The 16,995-nt window shown below is 63.5% G+C and carries 12 protein-coding genes; 6 read left to right on the top strand and 6 right to left on the bottom strand.

Translation table 11 applies throughout. The features are described 5' to 3' along the window. Positions 1-31 precede the first annotated feature (31 nt). From lpdA to aceE, 3 genes are read right to left on the bottom strand one after another with little or no spacing between them, the layout of a single operon-like run. Entirely contained in the window at positions 32-1,843 is a 1,812-nt protein-coding gene (gene lpdA / locus B3H47_RS07920) for a dihydrolipoyl dehydrogenase (protein WP_286986659.1), read from the bottom strand. A 13-nt stretch (positions 1,844-1,856) separates the two neighbouring features. Then, entirely contained in the window at positions 1,857-3,242 is a 1,386-nt protein-coding gene (aceF, locus tag B3H47_RS07915; protein ID WP_286986658.1) for a dihydrolipoyllysine-residue acetyltransferase, read from the bottom strand. 38 nt (positions 3,243-3,280) lie between these two features. Continuing rightward, on the bottom strand, positions 3,281-6,001 hold the full coding sequence (aceE, locus tag B3H47_RS07910) for a pyruvate dehydrogenase (acetyl-transferring), homodimeric type (protein WP_286986657.1): 2,721 nt from the start codon (positions 5,999-6,001) through the stop codon (positions 3,281-3,283). 243 nt (positions 6,002-6,244) lie between these two features. Here aceE and B3H47_RS07905 point away from each other — a divergent pair, with 243 nt between their 5' ends. From B3H47_RS07905 to B3H47_RS07885, 5 genes are all read left to right on the top strand, one after another. Next, positions 6,245-8,770 carry a PAS domain-containing sensor histidine kinase gene (locus B3H47_RS07905; RefSeq protein ID WP_286986656.1) on the top strand — a complete coding sequence of 842 codons (2,526 nt, stop codon included), beginning with the start codon at positions 6,245-6,247 and terminating at the stop codon, positions 8,768-8,770. 55 nt (positions 8,771-8,825) lie between these two features. After that, positions 8,826-9,440, top strand: a complete 615-nt coding sequence (locus B3H47_RS07900; RefSeq protein WP_013106583.1) for a response regulator transcription factor — start codon at positions 8,826-8,828, stop codon at positions 9,438-9,440. A 68-nt stretch (positions 9,441-9,508) separates the two neighbouring features. Then, entirely contained in the window at positions 9,509-10,369 is an 861-nt protein-coding gene (gene folD, locus B3H47_RS07895) for a bifunctional methylenetetrahydrofolate dehydrogenase/methenyltetrahydrofolate cyclohydrolase FolD (protein ID WP_013123846.1), read from the top strand. A 46-nt stretch (positions 10,370-10,415) separates the two neighbouring features. Then, a complete protein-coding gene (locus B3H47_RS07890) occupies positions 10,416-12,488 on the top strand; it encodes a M3 family metallopeptidase (protein ID WP_286986655.1) in 2,073 nt (690 codons plus the stop codon). A gap of 120 nt (positions 12,489-12,608) precedes the next feature. Beyond that, entirely contained in the window at positions 12,609-13,265 is a 657-nt protein-coding gene (locus tag B3H47_RS07885; RefSeq protein ID WP_276706622.1) for a glutaredoxin family protein, read from the top strand. Here B3H47_RS07885 and rpiA read toward each other — a convergent pair whose 3' ends face one another. Beyond that, entirely contained in the window at positions 13,266-13,928 is a 663-nt protein-coding gene (rpiA, locus tag B3H47_RS07880) for a ribose-5-phosphate isomerase RpiA (RefSeq protein ID WP_276706621.1), read from the bottom strand. 75 nt (positions 13,929-14,003) lie between these two features. Between rpiA and B3H47_RS07875 the strand changes: the two genes are divergently transcribed. Next, positions 14,004-15,044: a quinone-dependent dihydroorotate dehydrogenase gene (locus tag B3H47_RS07875; RefSeq protein WP_276706618.1), complete on the top strand. Its 1,041-nt coding sequence runs from the start codon at positions 14,004-14,006 to the stop codon at positions 15,042-15,044. Between the two features lie 126 nt (positions 15,045-15,170). Here B3H47_RS07875 and B3H47_RS07870 read toward each other — a convergent pair whose 3' ends face one another. Then, a complete protein-coding gene (locus B3H47_RS07870; RefSeq protein ID WP_013123851.1) occupies positions 15,171-15,428 on the bottom strand; it encodes a hypothetical protein in 258 nt (85 codons plus the stop codon). Between the two features lie 140 nt (positions 15,429-15,568). Then, positions 15,569-16,978: a glutamate--tRNA ligase gene (gltX, locus tag B3H47_RS07865; protein WP_013123852.1), complete on the bottom strand. Its 1,410-nt coding sequence runs from the start codon at positions 16,976-16,978 to the stop codon at positions 15,569-15,571. Between the last annotated feature and the right edge of the window lie 17 nt (positions 16,979-16,995).

Raw genomic sequence — 16,995 nt, 5'->3', positions numbered from 1 at the left:
AGCTTAGAAAAACGGGCCGAGGCCCGTTTTTCTATCGCCGTGGCGGCGGCAGATCGGTACAGCTGCCCTCTGCCGCCTCAGCCGCCAGACCCACGGATTCGCCCAGCGTGGGATGCGGATGGATGGTGCGGCCGATGTCCACCGCGTCCGCCCCCATCTCGATCGCCAGAGCGATTTCGCTGATAAGGTCGCCCGCGTGCGTGCCGACAATACCGCCGCCGACGATGCGGTGCGTCGCCTTATCGAACAACAGCTTGGTGAAACCCTCGTCACGCCCGTTGGCGATGGCCCGACCCGATGCCGTCCACGGAAACAGCCCCTTGGTTACGGCGATGCCTTGCGCTTTGGCTGCGTCTTCGGTCAGGCCGACCCAAGCGATCTCCGGATCGGTATAGGCCACGCTGGGAATCACCCGCGCGTCGAAGGCCGACTTCGCCAGCGCGTCGTCGCCTTTGAGTTCACCCGCGCACACCTCGGCGGCGACATGGCCCTCGTGCACCGCCTTGTGCGCCAGCATGGGCTGGCCGACGATGTCACCAATGGCATGGATATGCGGCACGTTGGTGCGCAACTGCGCATCCACCGGAATGAATCCGCGCTCGTTCACCGCTACACCTGCCTTGTCGGCCGCTATTTTGCGGCCATTGGGCGCGCGGCCCACGGCTTGCAGCACCAGGTCGTAGCGCTGCGGCTCGGTAGGAGCGCCTTCGCCCTCAAACGTCACCCAGATGCCGTCGGGCTTGGCTTCGGCGGCCACCGTCTTGGTCTTGAGCATCATGCGGTCGAAGCGCTTGGCGTTGAGCTTCTGCCAGACCTTCACCAGATCGCGGTCGGCGCCGGGCATGAGGCCGTCGAGCATTTCCACCACATCCAAGCGCGCGCCCAACGTGGAATACACCGTGCCCATCTCCAGCCCGATGATGCCGCCGCCGACGATGAGCATCTTCTTCGGCGCCTGCTCCAGAGTGAGCGCACCGGTGGAATCGACGATGCGCGGGTCATCGGGCAAGAAGGGTAGTCGCACCGCCTGACTTCCGGCCGCGATGATGGCGCGCTGAAAGCCCACCGTCTGCGTGGCGCCGGTCTTGTTTTGACCCTCGCCCTCGGTGAGTTCGACCTGCACATGGTGCGCATCGATGAACGCCCCATAGCCGCGCACGACGGTGACCTTGCGCATTTTCGCCATGGCCGCCAGACCGCCGGTGAGCTTGCCCACCACCTTGGCCTTGTGCGCCGCCAGCTTGGCGCGATCGACCTTGGGCGCGCCGAATTCCACCCCGAGGTCGGCGAAATGCGCCGCTTCGTCCATGACCGCGGCCACGTGTAGCAGCGCCTTGCTGGGTATGCAGCCGACGTTGAGGCACACGCCCCCCAAAGCGGCGTAACGCTCGACCAGCACCACCTTCAGGCCCAGGTCGGCGGCGCGAAATGCGGCGGAATATCCCCCGGGGCCAGCGCCGAGCACCAGCACGTCGCACTCCACATCGACCTTGCCAGAGAACGCGGCGGCAGCCTGCGGCGCGGGTGAGGTTTGTGGTGCTGTGTTTGTCGGCGCGGCGGCAGGCGCGGGCGGCGCGGGCGTAGTCTCGGCGCTTGCCTGCGCACCCGCAGCGTCCAGCTCCAGCAAAACCGTGCCTTCGCTCACCTTGTCGCCCAGTTTCACCCGCAGCGCCTTCACCACGCCGGCGGCGCTGCTGGGGATCTCCATGCTGGCCTTGTCACTCTCCACCGTGACCAGCGATTGATCGACCGCGATCTGGTCTCCGGCCTTCACCAGAACCTCGATCACTTCCACATCCTTGAAGTCCCCGATATCGGGAACCTTGACTTCGATGATGGCCATATCGCGCTCCCGGTCAGATCAGCACACGCCGCAGGTCGGCGAGCAACTCGCCGAGCACGGTGGTGAAGCGTGCGGCCATCGCCCCGTCGATGACGCGATGGTCGTACGACAGCGACAGCGGCAACATCAGCCGTGGCTGGAATGCGGCGCCGTCCCAGACCGGTTTGATCTGCGATTTGGACAGCCCCAATATGGCCACTTCCGGCGCATTGATGATGGGCGTGAAGGCCGTTCCGCCCACACCGCCCAGGCTGGAAATGGTGAAGGTCGCGCCCTGCATGTCTGAAGGCTTGAGCTTGCCTTCGCGCGCCGTCGCGGCCAGTTCGCCCATTTCCTTGGCGATTTGCGCCAGGCCCTTCTTGTCCACGTCCTTGAGCACCGGCACGACCAGGCCTTGCGGCGTATCGGCCGCGAAACCCAGGTGGATGTAGTCCTTCAGAATGAGGTTCTCGCCGCTTTCATCGAGCGAACTGTTGAATGCGGGCATTTGCTTGAGCACCGTCACGCAGGCTTTCATCACAAAGGCGAGCAGGGTGAGCTTCACGCCTTGCTTGGCCATGCGTTCGTTGCTGCTCTTGCGGAATTCCTCCAGCTCGGTGATGTCGGCCTCGTCGAACTGGGTGACATGCGGAATCATCGCCCAGTTGCGCGCCAGATTGGGGCCCGAGAGTTTTTTGATGCGCGACAGCGGCTGGCTGCTGACCGGGCCGAACTTGGCAAAGTCCACCTTGGGCCAAGGCAGGAGCGCGAGCCCGCCCAGGCTGGCCGCGCCCTTGCCCGCGCTGACTCCCGCCACAGCCGCTGCCTGAGTCACGGTCTGGCCTGACATCACCGCCTTGACGAAGGCTTGCACATCCTCCGCGGTGATGCGGCCCTTGCTGCCGCTGCCCTTGACTTCCGCCAGCGGCACGCCGAGTTCACGCGCCAGCTTGCGCACACTCGGCGAAGCGTGCGGCAGCAGCGCAGCGGATGCCACAGGCTCGTGCACCGGCAACGCGGCGGTAGGCGGGGTGTGGTGACGCGGCTCGGAGGCGAAACCCACGCCAACCGCCGCAGGAGGCAGCGCGACCGGCGGCAATGCCTCGGGCTGCGCAGGCTCGGCTGCTGCTGGAACGACAGGAGCGGACGGAGCTTCTGCGGCGGGCAGTGCGTCGGCGGCGCCTGCGGCGTCGAGTTCGAGCAAGACCGAGCCTTCGCTCACCTTGTCGCCCAGCTTCACCCGCAGCGCCTTCACCACGCCGGCGGCGCTGCTGGGGATCTCCATGCTGGCCTTGTCACTCTCCACCGTGACCAGCGATTGATCGACCGCGATCTGGTCTCCGGCCTTCACCAGAACCTCGATCACTTCCACATCCTTGAAGTCCCCGATATCGGGAACCTTGACCTCGACGACGGCCATGTTGGGTGTCTCCTATTGTGTGTGCGTTCGGCGGTCGTTCAGGCGTAGAGCGAGAACACCTTCTCCGTGTCGATGCCGTACTTGGCAATGGCCTCGGTGAGCTTGGCCGCCGGCAGCGCACCCTCATCGACCAGACCGCGCAGCGCAGCCAGCACGATGTAGTGGCGATCGACCTCGAAGTGGCGGCGCAGCTCGGTGCGGGTATCCGAGCGGCCGAAGCCGTCGGTGCCCAGCACCCGGTAGTTGCGTCCCTTGGGCAGGAAGGGACGGATTTGTTCGGCGAACAGGCGCACATAGTCGGTGCTGGCCACCACCGGGCCTGCGTGCTTGTCGAGCTGCTGGGTGACGAAGGGCACGCGCGGCTTGTCGGTCGGGTGCAGCAGGTTCCAGCGCTCGGCAGCCTTGCCATCACGCGCCAGTTCGTTGAAGCTCGGGCAGCTCCACACGTCGGCGGCGGCGCCCCAGTCGCTTTCCAGCAGTTCCTGCGCCGCCAGACTTTCGCGCAGGATGGAACCGGAGCCGAGCAACTGCACGCGCTGCTTGACCTCGGCCTTGCCCGGCTTGCACAGATACATGCCCTTGAGAATCTGCTCTTCGGTGCCCGGCTGCAGCCCGGGTTGGGCGTAGTTTTCGTTGAGCAGGGTCAGGTAATAGAACACGTCTTCCTGATTCTCGACCATGCGCTTGAGACCCGCATGCAGGATGACGGCCACTTCGTGGGCGAAGGTCGGGTCGTAGCTGATGCAGTTGGGCACATTGGCCGCCATGACCTGGCTGTGGCCGTCTTCGTGCTGCAGGCCCTCGCCGTTGAGGGTGGTGCGCCCGGAGGTGCCGCCCAGCAGAAAGCCGCGCGCCAGCATGTCGCCCGCGGCCCAGATCAGGTCGCCGATGCGCTGGAAGCCGAACATCGAATAGAAGATGTAGAACGGAATGGTGATGCGGTTGCTGTGCGAGTAGCTGGTGGCCGAGGCGATCCACGAGCACATGCCGCCCGCTTCGTTGATGCCTTCCTGCAGGATCTGGCCCTGTTTGTCTTCGCGGTAATACATCACCTCGCCACGATCGACCGGGGTGTATTTCTGTCCTTCCGGCGCGTAAATGCCAATCTGCCGGTACAGCCCTTCCATGCCGAAGGTACGGGTTTCGTCCACCAGAATGGGTACGACGCGCGGGCCCAGCGTCTTGTCGCGCAGCAACTGGTTGAGGCAGCGCACATAAGCCTGGGTGGTGGAGATTTCGCGGCCCTCGGCCGTGGCTTCGAGCATGGGCTGGAAAATCTCTTTCAGATCGGGCACGGGCAGATGTTCGTCGGCCTTTTCGCGGCGCTGCGGCAGCGGGCCGCCCAGGGCCTTGCGACGCTCCATCAGGTACTTCATTTCCGGCGTGTCGTCGGCCGGCTTGAAGAACGGCAGCTTGGGCAGTTCGCTATCGGGCACCGGGATGTTGAAGCGGTCGCGGAATTCACGAATGTCTTCATCGGTGAGCTTTTTGACCTGGTGCGCCACATTGCGCGCCTCGGCCGCGCGGCCCATGCCATAGCCCTTGATGGTCTTGACCAGCAGCACCGTGGGGCCGCCCTGATGGTTGGCCGCAGCGTGGAAGGCGGCATAGACCTTTTGCGGATCGTGGCCGCCGCGGTTCAGACGCCAGATGTCTTCGTCGCTCATGTGCTCGACCATCTTGAGCAGGCGCGGGTCGCGGCCGAAAAAATGCTTGCGCACGAAGGCGCCGTCATTGGCCTTCATCGCCTGATAGTCGCCGTCGAGCACATCCATCATCACCTGACGCAGGATGCCGTCTTTGTCGCGCGCCAGCAGCGGGTCCCAGTAAGAGCCCCAGATGAGTTTGATGACATTCCAGCCCGAGCCGCGGAACTCGGCCTCGAGCTCCTGGATGATCTTGCCGTTGCCGCGCACCGGGCCGTCGAGGCGCTGCAGATTGCAGTTGATGACGAACACCAGGTTGTCGAGCTTTTCGCGCGCCGCCAGCCCCACGGCGCCGAGCGCCTCGGGCTCGTCCATTTCACCGTCGCCGCAGAAAGCCCAGACCTTGCGCTTGGAGGTATCGGCAATGCCGCGGGCGTGCAAATACTTGAGATAGCGCGCCTGGTAGATCGCCATGATCGGCCCCAGCCCCATGCTCACTGTTGAGAATTGCCAGAAGTTCGGCATCAACTTGGGGTGGGGGTAGCTCGACAGCCCTTTGCCGCCGACTTCCTGGCGGAAATGCAGGAGCTGCTCTTCCGTCAACCGCCCTTCCATATAGGCGCGGGCGTAGATGCCCGGCGCGCTATGGCCTTGAAAGTAAATCAGATCACCGCCGTGCTCGGCCGTGGGCGCGTGCCAGAAATGGTTGAAGCCGGTGCCATACATGGTGGCCAGCGATGCGAACGAGGCCATATGCCCGCCCAGATCGCCTCCATCGGCCGGATGCAGACGGTTGGCATGAACCACCATCGCCATGGCGTTCCAGCGCATGTAGGCGCGCAGCCGCTCCTCGATCTCAACATTGCCCGGGCTGCGCACCTCGTCGTCGGTGGCAATGGTGTTGACGTAGGCGGTGTTGGCCGAGAAGGGCACGTCCACGCCGTTCTGCCGCGCTTCGGCGATCAGCGATTCGAGGACGAAATGCGCCCGCTGCGGGCCTTCGGCGGCGATCAGCGCGTCCAGCGCATCCAGCCACTCTCGGGTTTCCTGGGGATCGGCATCTCCCGCGGCGGCGGAAAGTGAGCTGGGTTGCATCTCGGGTAAGGCGGCCATCATGTTCTCCTCATGAATTTGTGGCGCAGTATCGCAAACAATTTTTCAAATCACAAGATTTGATTTCGCATCGTGAAATTAAAGGCGCAGTTTTGCCCGATTTCTTTCACCCATTTGCCTCGTTTGAAGATCGAACTGCGTCAACGCAAAATCTGCTGGTCAACTCAACTACCGGGCGGTTCTCGACAAAACGCAGGGCCGACATTTGAGGGCTCTGTGTTCCAGACACTCTAGACTGCTCCTGTGAATCCTTCAAAGCACGTTCCCACTTTCCGCCGTCGCAGTTGGCCGCAGCGCTTCGGGCTGTTGCGCGCGCGCGCGCTGCTGCGACGCATGCAGTCCGACCGTGTGCTGCTGGTGCTGCCTCTTGTCGTCTTCATTCTGTTTCTGGCGGCCATGGCCGCGCTGGTGAGCTATTCGCAGCAGGCCGACCTGCAACGCGACAAAGACAATTTGCAGCGCGATAGCGAATGGGCGCAGCAACGCATCAGCCTCGACCTCACCCTCGCCCAGGACCAAGTGCAGGCCATCGCCAACAATCTCTCTCTGCATGAAGACCGACCCGGGCCGTTCGACGTGCAGGCGCTGCGCTTGCTGCGACGCTATCCGCAGTTGCTTTTGGTGTACTACGCACATCCCGATGGCGCCGTGGTGTTCAAAAAAGGCAACCCCAACCTCGCCACCGAGCAGATCGCCACCTTGGTAGGCAAGACCCTCAAGCGCGCCAACAGCCTGCAACTCATGCAGCAGGCGCTGGTCAGCCAGCGCACCGCGTACTCAACACCCTTCAAAGGCGCCGACAACGGCTGGCTGCTCGAAACCGCCACGCCGGTGGTGCGCAACGACCAGCTCGCCGGCGTGGTGGGCGTGGTGTACTCCGTCGATGGCATCTTGCGCAACTCGGTGCCGGAAGACCTCAATGCCAGCTATGCCGTTTCGCTGCTCGGCCCCGACAACCAGCTACTCGACAGCGCTTCAAGCCAGCCCATACGCGACAAGGCGCTGCAGTACCGCGCGCCCCTGCCCCCGTTCGAGCCCGGGCTGGTGCTGCAGGTCAGCAGCTATCGCAGCAGCCCGAGCTGGACGACCAAGGGCCTGTACTGGAGCGTGTTCCTGCTGTCGGCGCTCACCCTGTGGACGCTATTGACGAGCTGGAACCAGCTGCGCCAACGCCTGAGCGCGCAGGAGGCGCTCACCCGCGAAACCGCCTTTCGCCGCGCCATCGAAAACTCGCTCTCTACCGGCATGCAGGCGGTGGACATGCAGGGCCGCATTCAATATGTCAACCTGTCGTTCTGCCGCATGACCGGCTTTGAAGACAGCGACCTGATAGGCAGCCAGCCGCCCTACCCTTACTGGCCCGCGCAACAAGGCGCTGAAATGGCCCTGGCCATTCAGCAAAGCCTCGACGGTCTGGCGCCGCCCTCGGGATTCGCGCTCAAAATCCGCCGCAAGAACGGCAGCGAGTTCGACGCGCGGGTCTATGTCTCGCCGCTGATCGACGTGCGCGAGAAGCAGACGGGCTGGATCATGTCGGTCACCGACATCACCGAGCCCACCCGCATCCGCCAGGAACTCGCCGCCTCGCACGAGCGTTTCGTCGCCGTGCTCGAAGGGCTGGACGCCGCGGTGTCGGTGATCTCGCTGGGCACCGAAGAGCCGCTGTTCGCCAACAAGCTCTACCGCCAGTGGTTCGGCGCGTCGGTGCATGGCCACCTCATGCTCAATGGCGGGCAGATGACCTCGGTGGCCGACGACGATCATGTCGACACCGTCGACTCGTTTGCCGGCCTGCCCGCCGACGAAATCCTCGACGGCCATTCCAACGCGCATGAAACCCACGTCGAAGCGCTCGACCGCTGGTTCGACGTGCGCCAGCGCTATATGCAATGGGTGGACGGCCGGGTGGCGCAACTGCTGATCGCCACCGACATCACCCCCCGCAAGCGCGCCGAAGAGACCGCACGCAAGCAGGAGGAAAAGGCCCAGATCACCAGCCGACTGATCACCATGGGCGAGATGGCCTCGTCGCTGGCGCACGAGCTCAACCAGCCGCTCACCGCCATCAGCAACTATTCCTCGGGGATGATCGCCCGCGTCAAGACGCACGGCATGACCCAGCAGGAATTGATCGATGCGCTGGAAAAAACCGGACGGCAGGCGCAGCGGGCCGCCGGGGTCATCAAACGGGTGCGCGACTTTGTGAAAAAGAGCGAGCCCGCGCGGGTGTCGTGCCGCGTGCAGGACATCGTGCGCAACACCCTGGAACTGGCCGATATCGAGCTCACCCGGCGCAATGTGCGGCTGCTCAACTTCGTCGCTCCCGGCATTCCCACGCTGTACGCCGATCCGATTCTGATCGAGCAGGTGCTGCTCAACCTGCTGCGCAATGCGGCCGAATCGGTGGACAAGGCCGGGCGGCAAGGCAATCTGCGCAGCATCGAGCTCAAGATCATGTCGGATGCCGAGCGGGTGACTTTCACCGTCAAAGATCACGGCACCGGCATCGATGAAGCCGTGATGGAGCGACTGTTCGAAGCCTTCTACACCACCAAGGCCGAAGGCCTGGGCATCGGCCTGAACATCTGCCGCTCGATCATCGAGTATCACCAGGGCCGTCTCTGGGCCGAGAATTATTACAATCAGTCGGTGATTGCCGGATGCCTCTTCAGCTTCACCCTGCCACTCGGAGCCCCCAAAGAGCGGCCTCGGCCACCGGCTCCCTCCGGCGATTCTGCGCATCCCGACTTCCTTCCGTCCCGCTTGTGATCCCCGGCCACTGAGGCCCCACTTCTCATCACTTCCCCATCCTTCTCGATTGCTCATGAAAACAGCCAACAAAGGTACCGTGTATGTGGTGGATGACGACGAGGCCGTGCGCGATTCGCTGCAGTGGCTGCTCGAAGGCAACGACTACCGCGTGCGCTGCTTCGAATCCGCCGAAAGTTTCCTCACCCGTTTCGACCCGCGCGAAGTCGCCTGCCTCATTGTCGACGTACGCATGCCCGGCATGAACGGCCTGGAGCTGCAAGATGAATTGCTGCATCGTGGCTGCAGCATGCCGCTGGTGTTCATCACCGGTCATGGCGATGTGCCGATGGCGGTGGACACCATGAAAAAGGGCGCGATCGACTTCATCGAAAAACCGTTCAACGAAGTCGTGCTGCGCGATTTGGTCGATCGCATGCTGCAGAAAGCGCGTCTGACCGCCGATCAGCAGCAGGCCGAAGCCAGCCGCGGCGCCCTGCTGGGCCGACTCACTGCGCGCGAGTCGCAGGTGCTCGAACGCATCGTGGCCGGGCGGCTGAACAAACAAATCGCCGACGATCTCAACATCAGCATCAAGACCGTTGAAGCGCACCGTGCCAACATCATGGAAAAGCTCAACGTCAGCACCGTGGCCGATCTGCTCAAGATTGCGCTCGGCGCACCGAAATAAATCCATCCCCTCCCCATGCACCACGCCCGCACCACGCGGGCGTGGTGCATTTTTCCAAGCCCATTCCCATGACAGCCCAACGCATCGACGGTCTCGCCCTCTCCGCCCAAATCCGCCAGCAGGTCGCGCAGCGCGCGCAGACCTGCACCGCTGCGGGACATCGCCCCGGCCTCGCCGTCATTCTGGTGGGCGACAGCCCGGCCAGCCAGGTCTATGTGCGCAACAAAATCAAGGCCTGCGAGCAGACCGGTATCCACTCGGTGCTGGAGCAATACGCCGCCGACCTGCAAGAAGCCGCGCTGCTACAGCGCATCGCCGCGCTCAACGCCGATCCGGCGATCCACGGCATCCTGGTGCAATTGCCCCTGCCCCGCCACATCGACGCCAACAAGGTGATCGAAGCCATTGCACCGACCAAGGATGTGGACGGCTTTCATGTCGCCAGCGCGGGGGCGTTGATGGTGGGACAGCCCGGCTTCAAGCCTTGCACGCCGTATGGCTGCATGAAAATGCTCGAATCCATCGGCCTACGCGATCTGCGCGGCAAGTCGGCGGTGGTGGTGGGCCGCTCGAACATTGTCGGCAAGCCGATGGCCTTGATGCTGCTGGCGGCCAATGCGACGGTCACCATCGCGCACAGCGGCACGGCCGATCTCGCTGCGGTGTGCCGCCAGGCCGATATTCTGGTGGCTGCCGTCGGGCGCGAGAACCTGATCACTGCCGACATGGTCAAGCCCGGCGCCGTGGTGATCGACGTGGGCATGAATCGCAACGCAGCGGGCAAGCTCTGCGGCGATGTGGACTTCGACGGCGTCAGCGAAGTCGCCGGCTGGATCACCCCGGTGCCCGGCGGCGTCGGGCCCATGACCATTGCGATGCTGCTGGTCAATACCCTGGAGTCGTGCGAGCGAGCCCACGCCCGCCCATAATTTCAGCCTCGTCCCCGACCCCCGACTTGATGCACCGACCGACGCCATGACGCTTGCTCTGCCCGCCAACAACCCGCTGTGTGATTTTCGCGATCTTCCCGACTATGCCGCAGTAAAACCCGAGCACATCGAGCCCGCGCTCGACGCTCTGATTCAGGCGGCGGAACAAACGCTGGATCAGGTCACCGCAACCACCACTGCCCCCACCTGGGCCGCCGTGGTGGAGCCGCTGGAGCGCGCCACCGAACATCTGGGCCGTGCCTGGGGTGTCGTCGGCCACCTCAACGCCGTGGCCGACACCCCCGCCCTGCGCGCCGCCTACAACGCCATGCTGCCCAAGGTCACCGAGTTCTGGACCCGGCTGGGCCAGAACGAAGGGCTGCTGCGGCAATATCAGGCCCTGCACGACAGCGCCGAATTTTCCCGCCTCAGCCCGACGCGCCAGCGCATTATCGAGCACGCCTTGCGTGACTTCCGCTTGAGCGGTGCGCTGCTCGAAGGCCCCGCCCGCAGCCGCTACGCCGAAATTCAGGAGCGCCTGGCCGCACTCAGCCAAACCTTCTCCGAACATGTGCTTGATGCCACAGCGGCCTGTGCCGAATACGTTGGCGAAGAGCAAACCGCCGGCATTCCTGCCGATGCCCTGCAGGCCGCGCGCGAAGCCGCCGAGCGCGACGGCAAACCCGGCTATAAATTCACCCTGCACTATCCGTCGTACATGCCCGTGCTGCAGCACGGCGAACACCGCCCACTGCGCGAACGCCTCTACCGCGCCTACGTCACCCGTGCCAGTGAGCTGGGCGATGTAAAGTTCGACAACTCCGCCGTCATGGCCGAAATTCTCGCCCTGCGCGACGAAGAAGCCCGTCTGCTCGGCTACGCCAACTACGCCGAAGTCTCGCTGGTGCCCAAAATGGCCGACACCCCGGAGCAGGTGCTGCACTTTCTGCGCGACCTCGCCGACCGCGCCCGTCCCTTCGCCCAGCGCGACCTCGACACCCTGCGCGCCTTTGCGCAAACAGAGCTTGGCCTAGCCCCGCTCGAAGCCTGGGACATCGCCTGGGCCTCCGAGAAACTGCGGCAGTCGCATTACGCCCTGTCGGAGCAGGAAGTGCGGCAATATTTCACCCTGCCCACCGTCATCGCCGGGCTATTCCGCGTGGTCGAAACCCTGTTCGGCGTGAAGCTGCGGCGGGTGGAGGGCGACATTCACGCCTGGCACGCTGATGCCGAGCTATATCGCATCGAAAACACCGAGGGTCGCAGCGTCGGCTTGTTCTATCTCGACCTGTACGCCCGCGACGGCAAACGCTCGGGCGCGTGGATGGATCATGTGCGTTCGCGCTGGCTGCGCGCGGACGGCACGCTGCAAACTCCGGTCGCCACTCTCACCTGCAACTTTCCCTCGCCCGTGGGCGGAAAGCCCGCCCTGCTCAGCCACGACGACGTGCAGACCCTGTTCCACGAGTTCGGCCACGGGCTGCACCACATGCTCACCCAGGTGGACGACATCGCCGTGTCGGGCATCTCTGGCGTCGAATGGGACGCGGTGGAGCTGCCCAGCCAACTGATGGAAAACTTCTGCTGGGAATGGGAAGTGCTGCGTTTTCTCACCCATCATGTGGAAACCGGCCAAGCCATGCCGCGCGCCTTGTTCGACAAAATGCTGGCCGCGAAAAACTTCCAGTCGGGCATGCAGACCCTGCGTCAGGTCGAGTTTTCGCTGCTCGATATGCGCCTGCACCACGACTTGCGCACTTTCACACCCGAAGCGATTGAAGCGCTGGTGGAGGAGAACCGCAACGAGATCGCCGTGCTGAAGCCACCGGCGTTCAACCGCTTCGTCAACAGCTTCTCCCACATCTTCGCCGGGGGCTATGCAGCGGGCTACTACAGCTACAAATGGGCTGAAGTGCTGTCGGCCGACGCCTTTGAGCGCTTCGAACAAGAAGGTCCGCTCAGTCCGCAAGTGGGCAAGAGCTATCAGCAAGCCATTCTCGCCGTGGGCGGAAGCCGCGATGCCATCGACTCGTTCAAAGCCTTCCGTGGCCGCGAGCCGCGCATCGATGCCCTGCTCCGCCACAGCGGTATGACGGCTGAAGCGGCTGAAGTCGCCTGAGCGCACGCGATGGCCCCGAACCCGTCCCGCCGCCTGTGGCGAAAACACCGCGCTCGCAGCCCAGCCTGGGCGCAGCCGTGGCACACTTGCAGCCTGTCTTGGCCCTTGCTGCACAGAACGATGAAACGACTGACGAAACGAACTTCGCGCCACGCCCTCGTGTTTTCCGCCGCACTGGCGCTCGGCCTGACCGCGGGCACGCCCGCCTGGGCGATTTATAAGATCGTCGGCCCGGACGGCTCGATTACCTTCAGCGATGTACCGCCCAGCAGCACGAAGGGCAAGGCTGTGCAGTCGTTGTCGGCCAACGGCAATGCGACGCCCAGCAGCTTTGCCGGCTTTCCCGTCGCGCTGCGTGAAGCGGCGCGCAAATACCCCGTCACGCTCTACACCGCGCCGCAATGCGAGGCCTGCGATGCCGCGCGCGACTACCTGCAACAGCGCGGCATTCCCTTCGCCGAAAAAACCATCACGACCAACGCCGACATCAAGGCCTACAAGGCTTTGTCGAACGGCAGCGACCAGCTCCCGCTGGTGATCATCGGCAGCACCAAACTGAGCACCGGTTTCAGTTCCAGCAATTGGGACATCGCTCTCGATGCTGCAGGCTATCCGAAGAAGAGCGAACTGCCGCGCGACTACGTGCGCCCGCAGCCCGTGGCGCTGGTGCCGCCCCCATCCCAGAAAGCTTCGACCCCCGAACAAAAGCGCGTACCGACCGAACCTTCCGTGCTGCCGCCGCCAAACCCGAACGCCCCCAAGGGCTTTCAGTTTTAGTCAAACAAAATCGCGCCGCTGCACACCCTCGGCAGTGCCGATCAGGGCGACGTTGGCAGCGCGCAGTGCGAACAGGCCCACGGTCACCACACCCGGAATCTGGTTCACACGGGTTTCAAATTCGCGCGGCTGCGCAATCTCCAGGCCGTGAACGTCCAGAATCAGATTGCCGTTATCGGTCACGTAGCCTGAACGCTCGCGCGGATCGCCCCCCAGGGCGCGCAACCGGCGTGCCACCAGTTCCCGCGCCATCGGCACGACTTCGACCGGCAAAGGAAATTGACCCAGCACCGGCACCAGCTTGCTTTGATCGACAATGCAGATGAAGCGCTCTGCGGCCTCGGCGATGATTTTTTCGCGCGTCAGCGCGCCGCCACCGCCTTTGATCATCGCGCCCGAGGCGTCGATTTCGTCGGCGCCATCGACATAGACCGAAAGCTGCGCCACCTCGTTGAGGTCATACACCGTGATGCCATGCGCGCGCAGGCGCTCGGTGGAACGCTCGGAGCTCGACACCGCGCCTTTGATCTGGTGCTTGATGCCAGCCAGGGCGTCGATGAAAAAATTCACCGTCGAGCCCGTGCCGACTCCGATGATTTCGCCCTGCGGCACCTGGGTGAGCGCGGCCGCGGCGACCTGCTGTTTGAGTTCGTCTTGCGTCATGTCGGGTCTTCACGAAAAATGTCAGTCTTCATTATCGCTGCGCCGCCCTGTGCTCAGCGACCTCGTCTGCTCTCCATGCCGCTCTCCTATCCGCTGATTCGCCCTATTTTGTTCCGCCTCAATCCAGAATGGGCGCATCACCTCACGCTGAGCGGCATCCGCATGGCGCATTCTGCCGGTCTGTCGATTCTGTACGCTCATGCGCCGGTACACGATCCGGTGGAGTTGCTGGGCTTGCGCTTTGCCAATCGCGTCGGTCTGGCCGCTGGGCTCGACAAAAATGGCGAGGCCATCGACGCTCTCGCGGCGATGGGTTTTGGTTTTGTCGAGGTCGGCACGGTAACCCCCCGCGCCCAGCCCGGCAACCCCAAGCCGCGCATGTTCCGGCTGCCACAGGCGCAGGCGTTGATCAATCGCATGGGGTTCAACAATGCCGGGCTGGAGGCTTTTTTGCGTCATGTGCGCCGCAGCCATCGCCCCGTGCCTATCGGCCTGAACATCGGCAAGAACGCCAGCACCCCGGTCGAGCAGGCGCTCGACGACTACCGGCTGGGCCTGGAAGGGGTATACACCCAGGCCGACTATGTCAGCATCAATATTTCGTCACCCAACACCCGCAACCTTCGCCAGTTGCAAACCGACGCCGCCCTGCAGGGCCTGCTGCAAGGCCTCGCCGCCACGCGCGAGCGCCTGCGGCAACAGCATGGCCGCCATGTGCCCATGCTGCTGAAAATCGCCCCCGACCTTGAAGACGCCGACATCGACGTCATCGCCGATCAGTTGCTGACGCATGGCCTCGATGGCGTCATCGCCACCAATACCACGCTGGCGCGCGACGCCGTGGCCGGGCTGGCCCATGCGCATGAAGCGGGTGGACTGAGCGGGGCGCCGGTACGCGCCGCCTCGACCCGGGTGATTGCGCGGCTGCGCCAGCGTCTGGGCCACAACGTGCCGATCATCGGTGTCGGCGGCATTATGAGCGGGGCCGACGCGGTCGAAAAACTGCGCGCGGGCGCCGATCTGGTTCAGCTCTACACCGGCTTGATCTACCGCGGCCCGGAACTGGTGGGCGAGTGCGCCAAGGCGCTCGCGCTTGAAGCCAGCCGAGGGGAGTAAGCCTGAACCCCTGGCCCCGAGAAGACGGCCAAAATAAAAGCGCCTGCAAAGTCGATTGCAGGCGCTTTTATTGGAAAAGTTTGGCGCGAAAAAAGCGCCAAAAATAAAAAAGCGTTGAAAAAGCGCTTATTTTTGCTTCAGGCGGGTTTTGTTGGCAGTGATGTGCTCATAGATTTCGCGCGACCGCTGGGAGAGCGGTCTGCCAAACCCTTCACGCCAGGGTGAAGACACTTTCACTTGAGGCCGCTTGCGGAATGTGGAGGCCACTTCCTCGGCGTTCTGCATCATCAAATCCCAGGGATCTGCCGATTTTGTGGTGGTGGAGGAGTTTGACTCTTCGAGTTCAACACCGTTGGTTTTGCCTGTGGTCGTCGCTTTTGCCACGTTTACCCCTCTGATGGAACTGTGGGACAACACTGTCTGCCGCATACCACATGCAACAGAAAAATTGCCCCGTTAAACACCCAACAATTATAACCGGAAGTAAGCTTCAGCGCCTACTTTGACCCGGCAACCGGATTGAATCAGCCGAGATATTTTTCGAGGCGCTGCACGACGGTGTCCCGTCCGAGCAAGGCCAGCACCGCGTCAACAGCGGGGGTCTGCTCTCGGCCGGTGACCATCAAGCGCACGGGCATGGCCAGTTGCGGCATTTTCAGGCCATGCTGTTTGAGCACGCTTTTGAGGGCTGCACTGATCGCTTCGCGCGACCAGTCGTGAAGGGCGGTGAGCTGGGCCAGAAAATCCGCCGCGGCCGCCTTTCCCTGCGCACCGAGATGCTGCTCAAGCGCAGCGGCGTCGGGGGCGGTGGGGCGATAGAACAACAGGGTTTGCTGGGCCAGTTCGGGTAGCGTCTGGGCGCGGTCATGCAGCAGGGCGCAAACCGCCGCAAGATCAGGCGTCTGGTGGGCAATGCCGTCCTTGTCGAGCAAGGGACGCACGAGAGCGGCCAGTTCCTCCGCAGGGGTGTGCTTGATGTAATGCGCGTTCACCCAGCGCAGTTTGGCCTCGTCGAACTGCGCTGGCGAGCTGCCCAGGTGGTCGAGATCGAACCACTCCAGAAACTGGGCGCGCGAAAAAATCTCCGCATCGCCATGCGACCAGCCCAGCCGCGCCAGATAGTTCACCACCGCATCGGGCAGATAGCCTTCGTCGCGGTACTGCAGCACGCTCTTGGCGCCATTGCGTTTGGAGAGTTTCTCGCCCTGCTCGTTGAGCACGGTGGGCAGGTGGGCATAGCGCGGGGGCTTGGCGCCCAAGGCCTGGAAGATGTGCAGTTGCCGAGGCGTGTTGTTGACGTGATCGTCGCCGCGGATCACATCGGTAATCTGCATGTCGATGTCGTCCACCACCACGCAGAAGTTGTAGGTCGGTGTGCCGTCGGGGCGGGCAACGACGAGATCGTCGAGTTCTTCGTTGCGAATCTCGACCCGGCCTTTGACAAAATCATGCCAGGCCACGACGCCAGTGGTCGGCGTCTTGAAGCGCCACACCGGCTGCACGCCTTCGGGAATCGGCGGCAGCACCTTGCCCGGCTCCGGGCGCCAGGTGCCGTCGTAGCGGGGCTTTTGCTTGGCGGCGAGTTGCTGCTCGCGCAGGGCATCGAGCTCGGCGGTGGACATATAGCAGGGATACACCATGCCAGACTGGCGCAATTGGTCGAGCACCTCGCGGTAACGCGGCATGCGCTGCATCTGATAGAACGGGCCTTCGTCATAATCGAGCCCGAGCCAGTCCATCGCCTGCAGGATGACTTGCACGGCTTCTTCGGACGAACGTTCGGTATCCGTGTCTTCAATGCGCAGAATGAAGTCGCCGCCGTGGTGCCGCGCGTATGCCCACGGATAGAGCGCCGATCGGATATTGCCCAGATGGATGAATCCGGTCGGGCTGGGAGCGAAGCGGGTACGAACGCGGTGCGGCTGGGTGGTCATCGTCGAATTCGGAAAGT

It is taken from the genome of Thiomonas sp. UBA7699, assembly GCF_002482605.1.
GTDB lineage: Bacteria > Pseudomonadota > Gammaproteobacteria > Burkholderiales > Burkholderiaceae_C > Thiomonas > Thiomonas arsenitoxydans.
The sequence above is the reverse complement of the archived record's forward strand: the minus strand, read 5'-3'. Positions and strand labels throughout refer to the sequence as shown.